Genomic DNA, 15,326 nt, shown 5'->3' with positions numbered 1-15,326 from the left:
TGAGAAAGAGGCAGTTGACGTGGCGTCAAGTACAGATGTACGGCCGAAGATCACTTTGGCGTGCGAGGTGTGCAAACACCGCAACTACATCACCAAGAAGAACCGTCGCAACGATCCCGATCGGCTCGAGCTGAAGAAGTTCTGCCCGAATTGCGGCAAGCACCAGGCTCACAAGGAATCGCGCTAGCGCGTCACCCCATTCGGCTATCTGCCAGGGGTTGACCCGAGAGGTTCGTTCACCGTGGGGCTGTCACAGCAGATCGTCGGGATGCACTACCGCTATCCCGACCACTACGTCGTGGGCAGGGAGAAGCTGCGCGAGTACGCGGTCGCCGTCAAGAACGACGATCCCGTGTTCCACGACGAGAAGGCCGCCGCCAAGCTCGGCCACGATCGGCTGCCCGCGCCGTTGACGTTCATCTCGGTATTCGGTTACCAGGCGCAGTTGGCGTTCTTCGAAAACGCGAACATCGCGATCCGGGATGCCCAGATCGTCCAGGTGGATCAGGTGCTGAAGTTCGTCAGGCCCATCTATGCCGGCGACACGCTGTACTGCGACGTGTACGTGGACTCCGTCCGGCAGGCACACGGCGCCGACATCATCGTGACCAAGAACATCGTCACCAATGACAAGGGTGACGTCGTCCAGGAGTCGTACACGACCCTCGCGGGTCGCTCGGGTGAAGAGGGAGAAGAGGGTTTCAGCGATGGCACTGCGTGAATTCGACTCGGTGAAGGTAGGTGACACCCTTCCTGAGAAGGTGATACCGCTGACCCGTCAGGATCTGGTGAACTACGCCGGGGTGTCCGGCGACCTCAACCCGATCCACTGGGACGACGACATCGCCAAGCAGGTCGGACTGGACACCGCGATCGCGCACGGCATGCTCACTATGGGCCTGGGTGGGGGCTACGTGACGTCGTGGGTCGGCGACCCTGCCGCGGTCACCGAGTACAACGTCCGCTTCACCGCGGTGGTGCCGGTTCCCAACGATGGCGTCGGCGCCGAAATCGTGTTCAATGGTCGAGTGAAATCCGTTGAGCCGGAAACAAAATCAGTGACCATCGCGCTGTCGGCCACAACGGGGGGAAAAAAGATCTTCGGTCGCGCCGTTGCCACCGCGAAGCTGGCGTGACCAATGGCACTCAAAACTGATATCCGGGGGATGGTCTGGAAGTACCCGGACACCTTCGTCGTCGGCCGGGAGCAGATCCGGCAGTACGCGGCGAGCGTCAAGTCGATGGACCCGGCTTCGCATGATGAGGACGCCGCCGCCCAACTCGGTCACCCCGGGTTGATCGCGCCGCCGACGTTCATGTCGATCTTCGCGGTGATGATCCAGCGGCACTTCTTCCAGCACGTCGACGTCGGCTTCGAGACGCTGCAGATCGTGCAGGTGGATCAGAAGTTCCTGTTCCACCAGCCGATCAAGGACGGTGACGTACTGACCGGCACCATGTACATCGAGTCGGTCAACGAGCGGTTCGGCGCCGACATCGTGACCACCCGCAACGTGTGCGCACGGCCCAACGGCGACGTCGTGATGGAGTCGTTCACCACGCTGATGGGTCACGAGGGCGACAACTCGATTTCGGCCGGGTGGGACCCGGAAACCGGGCAGGTCGTGCGCAAGCCCGTCAAGCACGACGACTAGAGGCGGATTAGTAACTATCACGGGTGGCGCGCTACACTCGGTCCTCGGGGTTTTCCCAGTCCAGCGCGCTGTCCGTCGGTTTTCAATCGGCCGAACGGGGAGCGCGCAAATTGTGTGAGCCCCGATGAAGGGGCGTAGCTCAACTGGCAGAGCAGCGGTCTCCAAAACCGCAGGTTGCAGGTTCAAGTCCTGTCGCCCCTGCTCAACTGAATACTCGACAAGTGTGGACACTGGAAGGTGACCACACGTGAACCCATACGAAAGGCATGCGGTGAGCGACGAGCGCGACGGTGTCAGCTCCGCAGGCGACGACACCGTAACTGACAGCACTGGCCAGACCGCGGTGGTGACCCGCCCGGCCCGTCCGACCGGCAAACGGTCGCGACGCGGCGCGGTCGACGCCGAGAGCGAGGCCGTCGACCTGGGGACGGGCACGAAGGCCGCGCCGACCAAGAACGGTGGGGGCACCGCGACCAAGACGGCCAAGAAGTCCGCCGATCGGCCAGGAAAAGGTGGGCGGAACCCGTTCAAGTTCGTCTGGAACTACCTGGCGCAGGTCGTCGCCGAACTCCGCAAGGTGATCTGGCCGAACCGCAAGCAGATGGTCAACTACACCGCCGTGGTGCTGGTCTTCCTGGCCTTCATGGTGGCGTTGATCGGCCTGGTCGACATGGGCCTATTGAAGCTCGTGACGCTGGTGTTCGGCTAACGAGCGAATGAGAGAGGACTGACAAGTGACTTCCTTCGAGGGCGAATCGCCTTCGGCCGAGAGCGTCGACGTCATCACAGACGAGAGCAACGTCGATCCGGTGACCGAGGACACCGACGCGGCTCCTGATGAAGCCGACGTCGCGGCCGACGCTGCCGATGACGCGGCTGCGCAGGACGCGCCGCAGGACGAGGAAGAGGATCCGGCGGTCGCGCTGAAGAAGGACCTGCGCACCCGGCCCGGTGACTGGTACGTCATCCACTCCTACGCCGGCTACGAGAACAAGGTGAAGGCCAACCTCGAGACCCGCGTGCAGAACCTCGACGTCGGCGACTACATCTTCCAGGTCGAGGTGCCGACCGAAGAGGTCACCGAGATCAAGAACGGCCAGCGCAAGCAGGTCAACCGCAAGGTGCTGCCGGGCTACATCCTGGTGCGCATGGACCTCAACGACGAGTCGTGGGGCGCCGTGCGCAACACGCCCGGCGTGACCGGCTTCGTCGGGGCGACTTCACGTCCGTCGCCGCTGTCGTTGGATGACGTGGTGAAGTTCCTGCTGCCGCCCGCTGCCGCGAAGAAGCCGGCCAAGAGCACGGCTGGGGCGGCCGCCAGCTCCGAGGCGTCGATCGAACGTCCGGAGATCCTGGTCGACTTCGAGGTCGGTGAGTCGGTCACCGTGATGGACGGGCCGTTTGCGACGTTGCCCGCGTCGATCAGCGAGGTCAACGCCGAACAACAGAAGCTCAAGGTGCTGGTGTCCATCTTTGGCCGCGAAACACCTGTCGAATTGACCTTCAACCAGGTCGCCAAGATCTAAGTCCGAGAAAGGAACACCGCACGACATGGCCCCGAGGAAGAAAGTCGCCGGGCTGATCAAGCTGCAGATCCAGGCCGGGCAGGCCAACCCTGCCCCGCCGGTCGGTCCCGCGCTCGGCCAGCACGGCGTCAACATCATGGAGTTCTGCAAGGCGTACAACGCCGCGACGGAGAACCAGCGCGGCAACGTCATCCCCGTGGAGATCACCGTCTACGAGGATCGCAGCTTCACCTTCAACCTGAAGACCCCGCCCGCGGCCAAGCTGCTGCTGAAAGCCGCTGGCGTGCAAAAGGGTTCAGGTGAGCCGCACAAGACCAAGGTCGCGAAGGTGACCTGGGATCAGGTGCGCGAGATCGCCGAGACCAAGAAAGAAGACTTGAACGCCAACGACATTGATCAGGCGGCCAAGATCATCGCCGGCACCGCCCGGTCGATGGGGATCACCGTCGAATAGTTTTCGGCGCGCGATCCCGTGGGAGGGCTGGCATCGGCCCGAACAACCACAACTCTGACAACTAGGAGACACGAATGAGCAAGACCAGCAAGGCATATCGCGAAGCCGCCGAGAAGGTCGACCGGGACCGGCTGTACACCCCGCTGGAGGCCGCGAAGCTGGCCAAGGAGACGTCGTCGAAGAAGCAGGACGCCACCGTCGAGGTTGCGATCCGCCTCGGCGTCGATCCGCGTAAGGCCGATCAGATGGTGCGCGGCACCGTGAACCTGCCGCACGGCACCGGTAAGACAGCGCGCGTCGCGGTGTTCGCGGTCGGTGAGAAGGCCGAGCAAGCCGCCGCCGCGGGCGCCGACATCGTCGGTAGCGACGACCTGATCGAGAAGATCCAGGGCGGTTTCCTCGATTTCGACGCCGCGATCGCCACCCCCGACCAGATGGCCAAGGTGGGCCGGGTCGCGCGTGTGCTGGGTCCGCGTGGTCTGATGCCGAACCCAAAGACGGGCACCGTCACGCCGGATGTGGTGAAGGCCGTCAACGACATCAAGGGCGGCAAGATCAACTTCCGCGTGGACAAGCAGGCCAATCTGCATTTCATCATCGGCAAGGCGTCGTTCGACGAGAAGGCGCTGGCTGAGAACTACGGCGCTGCGCTGGATGAGATCCTGCGGGCCAAGCCGTCGTCGTCGAAGGGCCGCTACCTGAAGAAGGTCACAGTCTCGACGACCACCGGCCCGGGCATCCCGGTCGACCCGTCGGTCACGCGTAACTTCGCGGAGGCGTAGCCACCTGGCGCTCGGCGCCTCATCGATACATCTCTGCGCCGAGCGTTCGGTTCTCGTTAGGATCGCGCCGCCTTGGGACCCGGAAGCGCAAAGCTTAGGGAAACACCTGATACGTCCGCTTCACCGCTGTCGATAACCTCGTGGAGTTAGCTGGAGCGCTCGGGTGGGTGCGCGGGGGAGGCGGCAAGGTGACAGCAGAGGCGTGCGCGGCGCAGTCAGATCCGCATGAGAGTGCAGACGTTGAACTGGCGGATACGTGCTTATCCGCAGCACCGCGAGAGGCAGTCTCGACGGTGGAACAGGTCGCCCGTGTTGTCTCGGATTGTTCCGTCATCGGCGAGGCTAGAAACGCGCTCAATGCTGCTGGGTGGACTGCGAAGATTGCTGCGAATCGCATTTCTGTCGATGAAGAGATTCTTGTCCAACTGATCCCAGCGAAGTTCGGGACCTACGGCCTCGTCGGCGCTCGTTGGGTTGTCTACTCGATTGCTAGCGCTCAGCCCGTCTGGATTGTCGGCGCCGAACCGTCCCTCGGGTTCGATTGACCGTGGGCCGCGCGACTGCATCGGCTACCGCGCGGTCAAATTAGCGACCCGGTTAAGTGTCGCCACGGCTTGGGCTGTGGTGTCCATGGGTGTTGCGCCATACCCGTGCGACGCATGCGATTGCAGCTAACCTGGCCTGGCGGCGGCGGCCAAAGAGGTCAGGGGATTCGCGTACGTGTCCTATCGCCCCCATTTGTTTGCCAAATCGTGGGAGCATCGAGCAGTCTTGTGCGCCGTTTAGACGACAGCGTCAAATCAGCAAAGTTCGAAGGATTGGCCTGGAGAACTAGATCGGTACCCACCGTCTGGACAAAGCCGCAGATGATGGGGTTTATCTAGTTAGTGCATAGGGAAACACCTAATTCCCTAGCGCTGTATTGGTTAATAAGATATCTTCAGCTTGAGAAGGTCGGAAGCTGCGCTCGCGACGAGCGGGAGGGGTTGCAGGACTCGCAACGAGGTCATCAAGCGGGACCAGGTTTCCAACCTCTCAGTAGCAAAGTTGTCACGGCAGACGACTCGGGGGGACGAGATGGCAAGGGGAACTTCGCGCACACGTGCAATCGCAGCGTCGGGGTGCGACCATGACCGTCGTTGATCCAGGTCCTGGCGTTGCCTCGATGAGCCCATCGGCCGAGCCGACCAGTGACGCGACGACACTTCTAGATCAGTTCAATTCGGACCGTGCTGCCGTCAAAGAGCGTTCTAGCGTCCTCAGCAGCATTAGGGCCTGGATGCTCGTCCCACTCGTGGATTTCGGGCTGAGCATATTGCCCTTGGCGTGGCGGCCGATGCAGATCCACGCTGTCGTGGCGATGGCCGCGCTGGGAACGTTGTTCCTGGCTGGAGGCGGCCGACATCGCGCACGACTTCACCTAAGCGTGCTGGACGAGCTGCCGACGATCTTGACACGGATGCTGGCGGCCACGGGGACGGTGATCCCGGTGATGATGTACCTGCATCAAAGAGATGGGGTTCTCACGTTTCTGGAAACGTCCGCCCAGGGAATTGCACTGGTAGTGGTGGGCCGCGTCATCACCACACGGGTGATCGCCTTCGCGCGACGGCATGGGATCGCCCAATACCACACAGTGCTGATCGGAGGCGGTCCGCTGGCCGCCGAGCTGGTCAAAACACTAGAGGCGCACCCGGTCTACGGCCTGAAAGTGGTTGGATTTGTGGATGACGGCGAGGACTTTGCGGTCGACGATCGCGTGCCGCGTCTCGGCCGCCTTGCCGACCTCGACTTGGCGGTTGCCGCAACTGGTGCCGGCACCCTACTGGTTGCCGATGGAAGCTTCGATGAACGCGCATTGGTGGACGCGGTACGCACTGCACAATGCCAGGCGGCAGACCTTTTGGTCGTTCCACGGATGCATCAGTTCCACACGCAGACGGGAATGGCCGAACACATCGGCTCAATCCCCATCATGCGCATCCGGAATCCCAACCTGCGGGGGCCAGCGCGGCTGATCAAGCGCATCTTCGACATCGTGTTCGCGATGACTGCCTTGCTGGTCCTGTCGCCGATGCTCGCCGTAGTGGTGCTGGCCGTTCGGCTAGAGGGTGGCCGCGGCGTCATCTTTCGACAAGTGCGAGTCGGTCGCGACGGGAAACAGTTCGAACTGCTGAAGTTCAGGTCAATGCGCCCAGCCGATGAACTCGAGTCGCAGACGAAATGGTGCGTGGCCACCGACAATCGCGTCGGTCCGGTGGGTCGTTTCCTGCGCTGCACGTCGATCGACGAATTGCCGCAGCTGTGGAACATCATTCGTGGCGACATGACTCTGGTTGGGCCCCGGCCCGAACGGCCGCACTTCGTCGAATTGTTCTCTGCACAGTACGACAGATACGCCCAACGGCATCGCGTACAAGCAGGTCTCACCGGATTCGCCCAAGTCAGCGGACTGCGCGGAGACACATCAATCGCTGACCGCGCCCGCCATGACAATTTCTACATTGAAAACTGGTCGCTGTGGCTAGACATCAAAATCATCCTCAGGACTTTTCGTGAAGTCGTCCTCCGCCGCGGATGCTGAAACTCCCCTCACGATCGCCACAAGAATTGAGTCGTAGTGAACATCAAACGTCAGCTGATAATGGTCGAGGCGAATGAAATTCCATTCAGGATTCTCGACGACTATATCGAGGAACGACCGTCTAGTAATCTAGCGCGATTAATGGCTGCATCAAAACAACTGGCTACTGTCTGCGAAGACCAGGTGGAATTGGATCCGTGGATCAGCTGGTCGACGCTGCATCGTGGAGTCATCGATGAAACGCATCAGATTTTCCACCTGGGCCAGTCGCTCGACTTCGCGGACCAGCACTACCCGCCGATCTGGCGACTGCTTTCAGCGCAAGGAGTGAAAGTCGGCGTAATGGGTTCGCTGCACAGCTCCAATGTTCCCGATAACGTGGGTGATTACGCCTTCTACCTTCCTGACTTCTTTGCAAATGAAGCATTCGCTTACCCGGCCGATGTCGTTCCGTTTCAGCGATTCAACCTGAATATGACACGGCGGTCGGCGAGGAATGTCGAGACAGCAGTGCCGCTGGATTCTGCCGCTGATTTTCTGAAGTTCTACCCGACCCACGGTATGTCGGGTGCCTCTCTCAAGATGACCGCGAAAGCGCTTGCCGCAGAAAGCCTTCATCCGCATCTGCGTTGTCGCAGGCGGTCCATCCAACCACTGCTTGCACTCGACGTGTTCACGCATTTGATGAAGAAGACCAGGCCGGAATTCGCGACTCTCTACACGAACCATGTAGCAGCTGCCATGCACCGATTCTGGGCTGCTGCATATCCAAACGATCCTGGTGGAACCCCCATGCCAACTGATTGGCAACATCGATACGATGGTGAGATTCGGTACGCCATGGATTGTCTCGACCTCATGCTCGGGCGGCTGATGAAGTTCGCGAACAAGTATGACTACACGCTGGTCGTTTGTAGCAGCATGGGGCAAGCCGCGAGCCAAGGCAACGAGACAAGCGGCTTCATCACAATTGTTGACCTCGATCGGTTCATGACCGAATTGGGCCTTTCGCGCTCAGAGTGGACTGAGCGATACGCGATGGTTCCGTGCGTGAGTGTGACCATCGATCCCGCGAAGGCTGACTATTTCGAGCAGCGGCTACGCAGCATATCGTGCAATGGCCATGCAATGTCCTTGTCGAAACGCGAGATTGCGCCGTTGAGCTATGACCGCGTGGAAAACAGCTTTCACCTATTCATCTATTTTGAGAAGTTCGCCGGACAGCCTGAGCTTCAACTTGCCGGCGCGCGTTTGCCATTTGCGTCGATCGGCTGGGGGTTCCGCGAGCATCAAGACAACATCGACTGCTCCGCCCGACACACTCCGCACGGGATGATGCTCGTCCACGACCCTGCTGCCCAGAAGCCGGGACCAGCCGGTCGCCCCACAATCTCGACGCTTCATATCGCACCCGCCATGCTGGACTACTTCGGGATCACACCGCCCAATTACATGCAATCTCCTGACAACTCAATACTCGACATGTCAGCTTCTGGCGTCTCTGTTGTGGTCGCAGCCGAAGGCGGTGGCGTCGAAGAAACGGTAAAGCGAGTAGTACGGAGCTAACGTGAGCACCTCGCGGATTGATCTGAAAACACGGCTTGGGGATGTTGAAACCTTGGTCGCCCACGAATGGATTGAAGAGGTCGGCGGCTCAGAGAATGCGTTTGAGCAGATCCGCCTTGCGGTCCCACACCGTCGGGCAGTGTGCTTGTGGAACGACGACTCGGTTCGTTTCGGTGGCGTCGAAGAGAGTTGGTTGGCTCGGACGCCACTGCGCAGATACAAGGTCGCGGGGATGCCATTCATGGAAAGCGCTTGGCGACGTGTGGACCTAACAGGGGTTGGGAAGGTTGTTGTGAGTTCCCACGCGTTTTCGCACCACCTCGCGAGCAGAGCTGCTCGAAACGGTATTCCGGCATTCGCCTATGTCCACAGTCCCGCACGGTATGTTTGGGTTCCGGAACTCGATAAGCGGGGCAACACGCTAGTAGGTCGCGTTGGTCGACGATATTTCCGCAGGCGGGATCGCCGCGCCGTTTCCAACGACGTCAGTTACGCAGTGAATAGTCAGTTCGTAGCAAAGCGAGTGGCCGACACCTGGGGGGTGGATGCCTCGGTCATCTATGAACCGGTGGATATCGAACGCATTCACGCTTTCACAGGAGAACTCTCCGAGGCTGATGATGCGACCGCAAGAGGGTTGCCCCGCGACTTTGTCCTGGGGGCTTCGCGCTTCGTTCCATACAAGAATATTGAGGCTGCTATCCGCGCGGGCGAGATAGCAGATCTACCAGTTGTTCTCGTCGGGTCGGGTCCAGACGAGCCTCGGCTGAGAGCGGTAGCGGAGCATGCACGCACGCCCGTACATTTCATCGGACGCGTGAGCGATGATCTCTTGATCGAGATCTACCGCCGTGCAGCTTTGTTCGTGTTCATGGCAATAGAAGACTTCGGCATCATGCCCGTCGAGGCGATGGCGTGCGGTACCCCGGTGCTTGTCAACGAGCTTGGCGGCGCTAGGGAGAGTGTTCTCGCGGTGTCCGGGGGACTTGCCACAGGATTCCAGGACTCGCGCTTCACCGATCCTCAAGCGGTGCAAGCTGCCATTTCGATGGACATGACGAAAGTCAGGTCCACAATCGGCATATTCTCAAACTCGAGTTTTCGAAAGACGTTCTGCGCCTGGGTCGAACACGGGGCGATGGACGCCAATAATCTAGTCCACTCGTGATTACGCACGATCGGACGCGTTCGCGGTCTATTTCGCTTCGTGCGTTGCCGGGGCACGACTAGTAGGCCACCTGAGCCCGTGCACGTACCACCTGACCCGAGGCGGAAGTCGGTAGAAGAGGCGTGAAGCTAGCTGCTGGTAAGGCAGCGCGCGACGAGCGCGCCGAACCGCCGCGGAAACGCGTCGGTCGTCAATCCGCCCAGAATCTTCGAGTTCCTGTAAGTAGTCGAGGAAAATACGTCGTCGCGTGGACCAATCTGACGGGGACAATTGCCCAGAGCAAGAAGCGTCATGCTGCCGATAGCGGTACCACGGGCGCGACGAAACATAGATGGAATAGCGCATAAAAATCTTGATCAGGAACGCCTGATCCTCGTAGCGCCCGCGGAACCGCTCCTCGAAACCCCCGACGGCCTCGTAAGCACTGCGTCGGACCATCATGTCGACGCCCGCGGTGGCTCCGCGACCGAGCGGGTATAGCGCTAATGCTGCTTCCGGAGGATCAAGTCGACGCTCTGCCAGGCCGCCTGTCAATACGATGCGGTCCTCCATGGTTGACGCCGCGTCCCAGCTGTGCCAGTAGCGAAGTGCACCGCAGACCAGCGCCACATCCGGCATGTTTTCCAGGATGTTGACCCGCTCGGCTAGCGTCTCCGGTTCCCACACGTCATCAGCGTCGAGAAAGGAGATGTATTGCGCGGTGGTGTGTGCTACGCCAAAGTTACGTGAGGCGCTCATTCCGCGATTCTGGTGACCTGGATGGTCGATGTAGCGAATCCTGTCATCTTCTGTCGCAAGGCTGCGGGCGATAGAAGTACTTCGGTCGGTGGATCCGTCATCGACGAGGATCAATTCCCAATCCGATAATGTCTGTCCGCGAATGCTCTGCACGGCTTCTTCCAGAAAACCACCGGCGTTAAGAAAAATCACCACAACAGATACGAGCGGCACACTGAAAGTCTCGCAGATGACTGACAACGCGCATGGCAAATCTCTGAAAAAATCGTCGGTTCTCAGCTCAGGCCGATTCCAAAATCTCAGTCAGGTGCGGCGGGGTCTTTCGTCGCTGGTGAGACGAGTTTGAGTCCCCATGAAAGAACAGGTCTGAGCCGTTGCGGCGAGTTCGCGACGACAGTGTCGCCCAACAACGGGTCCACCAATGGGAACACCGCAAAGACGCGGATGGCAACCAAGTAGACAACAATCGCGGCCGGAACGGCGAGCGCCACGGCGCCGACGCCCCCCCATTTGACACAAATCGCGTATGCGACGCCGCCCTGGAGGATGGCGGCAAGAGTGATCGCTCCAAGCGCTCGATACGGCGGCCGGTAGCCAAGGCGCCTAGTCACATACCAGAGCTCGATCACGACGCACAGCATCTGAACGGATGCGCGCGACCAGGCGGCTCCAATTAGTCCGAAATGCGGGATAACGAGGAAACCCAATGTGATCGTGCCGACCATCCCGGCACCGTTTGAAATAAGAAGGAGGCCGATCTTGCCGGTGCTGTAAATCAACCGCACCGTCGTTTGAGCAATGCAGGTCACCGCTGCGGCGATCAGCAGCACCGTGGCGACGGGTACTACCTCAGCAAATTCCGAACCGAAGACTAGCGGCACGAGGGCTGGCGCAATGGCTGCAATGCCAATGCACACCGGCACCACTACCAGCGTCAGGATTCCCGACATCATCCGGTAAAGGCGCTGTATCTGGTCGTGTGCGCCAAGGCCCTGCTTCTCGCTGAAGGCGGGCAGGAGAGCGGTGACGAGAAGCACTGGAAGCTGCATCGCCATGTCCGCCAACATCGACGCCACCGCAAACAACCCCACCGTGCCTACACCTGAATAGTGCTCGAGGAACACTATTTCTGTTCGGCCCCACAGCAGGCCGCTGATTACTCCCACCGACCAGCCGGCGAAGGCGAAGCGGACAACGTCGCGTCTGAGTTCCTGCCCGACGACTGGCTTATTCCGCAACAATCTGCGGATGCGAGGAGCTCCGATGAGCGCGGCGGCGAAGTAGCCACAAAGGGCTCCGACGACTCCGAAGAGCCACGCGCCCAATAACGTCACGACCAACCTGGTCAATGCCGAAAGTGCGGACAGTCGAGCAAACTCACCAAATCTCTGCTCGCCCTTGAGGTAAGCCATGTAAGTGCCCGACATGTTCAGAACGATGAACCAGGCCACAATCACCGCGATGAGTACCGCGCGAGGAACCTGCAAGGGTGCCGACATTGCGCTGGCGCCCGGTCCGTGCAGCCAGCCCACAAGCAAAACAGTTCCCACGATCGCTGCAAAGACCGATAGGCGTGCGCCCGCGCCGACCAGACCTTCGGCCGCCTCCGGCTTGTCTTCGGCGCGCAGAGTGGGGATGAATCGCTGCAGCACCATTGCGATGCCCAACTCCGTGACGGTCGCCACCGTCGTGACGCACCAGACGGCGTACGCAAAAACTCCCATGCCCTGAGGCCCCAGAAGCCGCGCAGCGATTGTGGTGCAGATGAAGCCCCCCAACGCGACGGCCGCACCAGCGACAAAACCGAGAAAGGTATTTCGGGCAAATTCCTGCGGCATCAGAGTTTCGTGCTCGCGACTATCGCAGTCTGAGGACAGGTTTGATCAGCTGAAAGGCGGCAGTATCCGCAGTGAACCTTACGGGCGGACTCATCGACACTGGATCATGTTAATGCTCACCGGTAGCGACACTTTGCGCTTCGCCAAACCCATCCGGCTAAGTCACTCCGTCAAACGGACAGAAGCGTGCAGTAAGTCGTCAAGTAATTGAGCCGGGGCGATGCAAATACGATCTCACGGTCGACCCGCAAGGGCGCGCAGTCGCAACTGCAGACCCTCGGGGAGGTGGTCGAACACTTCGTAGGCAGGTGCCGTGAGCCTTCTGTACGGGAGTTGGCGCCGGGCGCGCCGTATAGCTGTAATCACGCGCGGGTCACCGTTCGGTCCAACATAGGACTCCAACCACTCGAGGAAGACGCTTCGCAGCCGCCAGGATTCGAACCGGCTCGTACTGCCCACGCTGGAAGCGTCATGCCGGCGGTAGCGAGTCCACGGACTCGCCGAGATGTAGATGGGGTAGCGCAAGTGGATCTTCGCTAGGAAGGGCTGATCGTCATAGGGTGCACGAAAACGTTCTTCGAACCCACCCACCGCGTCGAAGGCGGTGCGCCGAACCATGCCCGTTACTGCGCCAGAGGTCCCTCGTCCGAGCGGATAAAGAGCCAGAGCCGCTTCTGGCGGATCTAGACGCCGGTCGGCCATCCCACCCGTCAGGACGACACGGTCCGGTCGCTTGGATTTCGGATCCCAGCTATACCAGTACTCGATGGCACCCATGACCATCGCGACGTCGGGCATCTTCGCCAAGAGGTCGACCTGATCCGCGAGTTTGCCACGCATCGCTACGTCGTCCGAGTCGAGAAAAGCGATGTATGGCGCGCGTGCATGGGCGACGCCGAGATTGCGGGACGCGCTCCCGCCTCGGTTTTCGTGTCCAGGGTGCTCGACGTAGCGGATCCGAGCGTCCTGTGCCGCAAGATCGTGAGCCAAGGCTGTACTGCGGTCGGTAGAGCCGTCGTCGACGAGGATTAACTCCCAATCGGAAAGCGTCTGGTCGCGAACACTCTGTACCGCTTCTTCTAGGTAGGTCTCCTGATTGAGAAACGGCATTATGACGGAAACGAGCGGCATTGCATCATTATGCGGACGCGATACATGTCTGGCAAGGGAGTGCGTGTTGAGCTAGCAAATCATTTAAAAGTCAGGTGATCGCTACTGGTACGCGTTGTCGATGGTCAGTTGGAGAAGCCTTGGCGGCTCGGCCAGGGCTCAAACGCAGCGCGGTCGTCTTCCGTTTAGTTGTGCGCGGGTTGTAAAGAATTTTTACGGCCTGACCTCGCGGGTCATCAAGTAGCGTGCACTTAATGTATAAGATCGATCGATGTCGCGTCTTAATCGTGTAGATGTGTTTCGGACAGGATGCCATCCTGCAATTGCCCAGCATCGCGCCTCGCGACGATTATCACCAGGAAAACGAGGCCAACGACCGGAAACAATTCCAAATTCGGAAGAATTTCCCAGACAGCCTCAGTGGTCGATACCGCCAAAAAAACAATCAGGTACCCGAAACACGCAATTTGATCGCGAGTGACGACCAATGCGCGGGTCGACCGCAACGCGGCGAACAAAACGGTCATTAGAAAGCACAAACCTACGAGCCCAGACGTCACGAGCGTCTGTATAAGAAGATTATGTCCTGACCCTATGTACTCGTAGTCGATGTATAACTCCGGCCGTCGCTGGCTCTTGAAGAAAGTGAGGCCCAATCCGACCAACGGAGATTCATGCCATGCCTTGAGGCTTCCTGTCCAGATCTGACCGCGCCCCGATAACGTCTTCGAACCCAGGCCAAGGAGTGGAATAGCCGCCACAGCGGCGGCGCACATGCACGCCACCACTGTGCCCGCGAATCGGATCGATACAACCGATCGGAACCAACAAATCGTCCACCAAAGTCCCAAGACGCCCGTCGCTACCAGCGCCGTCCGCGACGCTGAACCGACAATTGTCGCGATAATAATTAGTCCGGTTAAAATTCTGAGAGGAATGTTGGCCAGCAATGGTGTCAGCGCGAGCGCGAGGACGCAGTAGATTCCTAGTACATTGCTGTGCATAAATGGGCCAGCTAAATTGACATCAGCGATGAGCGCCTTCGTTGACTTGGCCTGGAACATCATGTGTTCTGGGTTTATTACCGCCCCGAGTATCGAGTATGCTCCAAACACCGCGCCGCTCAACGCCACCCATTTCAATCCGTCGACGGATGGGGCGATATTCCATACCGCAACAAATACTGCCACCGCGATAGCGATGCGTACAAGGTCTGCCGCTCCTGGCAAAGCGGGGCTGAAAATGTACGGGACGATGAGCGCGAGCAGAAGTACGACTAGTCCTGTGAGATTCCGGTCTGGGTGCCCGCGCACGAACGCAACCGCAACGCAGACCACAAGCACAAATCCCGCCGCTACAAGATTAGCAACACGCGGAAACGGCTCTAAATTCACGCCTGCGGGGGATGTATGCTTAACGTTCAAGTAATTTATCAGCCCAGGAATTACCGCAAGCCCGATTACGGAAATGACTACGAATAGGAAGCCCACACTGTGAGGATTGAACTTGTCCATCGATGCTGAATTGTCGCCGCGTGCAGTTCGGCTTAGGGCAGACCAAGCCAGAGCCAATCGATTCGTTGAGGCGCTCATCAGTTTCGCTATTCCGTCTCCAAGAAGTGGCGACAAGGACCGCTCATATTTGTTTTGTGTGCCGCTTTCTTTCCGATTGGCCCGCAGGAGTAGCTAGCGACCGGTCTGACGAGATCGCCGTGGTCCCTGTGGGTGGCCTTCTTACCTGTGGGCCGAGGCGAAGCCCCGTACAACTTCGAGGGAATCCCCGGACTGGCCCATTGCCCGTGATCATCGAGAGCACGTTGCTGTCTCAAGGCCCCCCTCGAACGCGTGCGTCCTTGCCTCTCCGCGTCGCGGAGCGGTTCCGGCGTTTTGCTGGAGTATATACAGT

General features: G+C 59.7%; 16 protein-coding genes and 1 tRNA gene. 13 read left to right on the top strand and 4 right to left on the bottom strand.

The genetic code is table 11. The features are described 5' to 3' along the window. Nucleotides 1-19 precede the first annotated feature (19 nt). The 13 genes from rpmG (at nt 20) to A5724_RS17300 (ending at nt 9,735) form a co-directional block, all read left to right on the top strand. Nucleotides 20-187 (top strand): 50S ribosomal protein L33, encoded by a 168-nt coding sequence (gene rpmG / locus A5724_RS17360; RefSeq protein WP_006246868.1) that lies wholly within the window; start codon nt 20-22, stop codon nt 185-187. Nucleotides 188-268: 81 nt separating this feature from the next. After that, nucleotides 269-721, top strand: a complete 453-nt coding sequence (hadA, locus tag A5724_RS17355) for a (3R)-hydroxyacyl-ACP dehydratase subunit HadA (RefSeq protein ID WP_369830647.1) — start codon at nt 269-271, stop codon at nt 719-721. Continuing rightward, nucleotides 708-1,136, top strand: coding sequence for a (3R)-hydroxyacyl-ACP dehydratase subunit HadB (gene hadB / locus A5724_RS17350; RefSeq protein ID WP_067804370.1), 429 nt, complete (start codon nt 708-710; stop codon nt 1,134-1,136). The genes hadA and hadB overlap by 14 nt, the downstream gene beginning before the upstream one ends. A 3-nt stretch (nt 1,137-1,139) precedes the next feature. Further along, entirely contained in the window at nt 1,140-1,655 is a 516-nt protein-coding gene (hadC, locus tag A5724_RS17345; RefSeq protein WP_067804366.1) for a (3R)-hydroxyacyl-ACP dehydratase subunit HadC, read from the top strand. A gap of 128 nt (nt 1,656-1,783) precedes the next feature. Further along, a tRNA-Trp gene (locus tag A5724_RS17340) sits at nt 1,784-1,856 on the top strand. Nucleotides 1,857-1,926: 70 nt separating this feature from the next. Beyond that, a complete protein-coding gene (gene secE / locus A5724_RS17335; RefSeq protein WP_067804620.1) occupies nt 1,927-2,364 on the top strand; it encodes a preprotein translocase subunit SecE in 438 nt (145 codons plus the stop codon). Between the two features lie 25 nt (nt 2,365-2,389). Then, a complete protein-coding gene (gene nusG / locus A5724_RS17330) occupies nt 2,390-3,181 on the top strand; it encodes a transcription termination/antitermination protein NusG (RefSeq protein WP_067804363.1) in 792 nt (263 codons plus the stop codon). A 25-nt stretch (nt 3,182-3,206) separates the two neighbouring features. Further along, nucleotides 3,207-3,635 (top strand): 50S ribosomal protein L11, encoded by a 429-nt coding sequence (rplK, locus tag A5724_RS17325; RefSeq protein WP_067804360.1) that lies wholly within the window; start codon nt 3,207-3,209, stop codon nt 3,633-3,635. Nucleotides 3,636-3,709: 74 nt separating this feature from the next. After that, nucleotides 3,710-4,417: a 50S ribosomal protein L1 gene (gene rplA / locus A5724_RS17320; protein WP_067804357.1), complete on the top strand. Its 708-nt coding sequence runs from the start codon at nt 3,710-3,712 to the stop codon at nt 4,415-4,417. A gap of 188 nt (nt 4,418-4,605) precedes the next feature. Next, nucleotides 4,606-4,962: a hypothetical protein gene (locus A5724_RS17315; RefSeq protein WP_156752328.1), complete on the top strand. Its 357-nt coding sequence runs from the start codon at nt 4,606-4,608 to the stop codon at nt 4,960-4,962. A gap of 584 nt (nt 4,963-5,546) precedes the next feature. Beyond that, complete coding sequence (locus tag A5724_RS17310; RefSeq protein WP_067804350.1) at nt 5,547-7,001, top strand: sugar transferase; 1,455 nt, start codon at nt 5,547-5,549, stop codon at nt 6,999-7,001. A 36-nt stretch (nt 7,002-7,037) separates the two neighbouring features. Continuing rightward, nucleotides 7,038-8,567 (top strand): hypothetical protein, encoded by a 1,530-nt coding sequence (locus A5724_RS17305; protein ID WP_067804347.1) that lies wholly within the window; start codon nt 7,038-7,040, stop codon nt 8,565-8,567. Nucleotide 8,568: 1 nt separating this feature from the next. Beyond that, nucleotides 8,569-9,735, top strand: a complete 1,167-nt coding sequence (locus A5724_RS17300; protein WP_082965100.1) for a glycosyltransferase — start codon at nt 8,569-8,571, stop codon at nt 9,733-9,735. A 27-nt stretch (nt 9,736-9,762) separates the two neighbouring features. Here A5724_RS17300 and A5724_RS17295 read toward each other — a convergent pair whose 3' ends face one another. The 4 genes from A5724_RS17295 to A5724_RS17280 form a co-directional block, all read right to left on the bottom strand. After that, complete coding sequence (locus tag A5724_RS17295; RefSeq protein ID WP_197518697.1) at nt 9,763-10,686, bottom strand: glycosyltransferase family 2 protein; 924 nt, start codon at nt 10,684-10,686, stop codon at nt 9,763-9,765. A gap of 86 nt (nt 10,687-10,772) precedes the next feature. After that, on the bottom strand, nt 10,773-12,311 hold the full coding sequence (locus A5724_RS17290; RefSeq protein WP_067804341.1) for an oligosaccharide flippase family protein: 1,539 nt from the start codon (nt 12,309-12,311) through the stop codon (nt 10,773-10,775). Nucleotides 12,312-12,545: 234 nt separating this feature from the next. Beyond that, entirely contained in the window at nt 12,546-13,442 is an 897-nt protein-coding gene (locus tag A5724_RS17285) for a glycosyltransferase family A protein (RefSeq protein WP_067804338.1), read from the bottom strand. Between the two features lie 260 nt (nt 13,443-13,702). Beyond that, nucleotides 13,703-14,935 (bottom strand): O-antigen ligase, encoded by a 1,233-nt coding sequence (locus tag A5724_RS17280; protein ID WP_067804334.1) that lies wholly within the window; start codon nt 14,933-14,935, stop codon nt 13,703-13,705. Nucleotides 14,936-15,326: the final 391 nt, after the last annotated feature.

The sequence above is a fragment of the Mycobacterium sp. ACS1612 genome, from assembly GCF_001667505.1.
In the GTDB taxonomy this organism is placed as follows: domain Bacteria; phylum Actinomycetota; class Actinomycetes; order Mycobacteriales; family Mycobacteriaceae; genus Mycobacterium.
The sequence above is the reverse complement of the archived record's forward strand: the minus strand, read 5'-3'. Positions and strand labels throughout refer to the sequence as shown.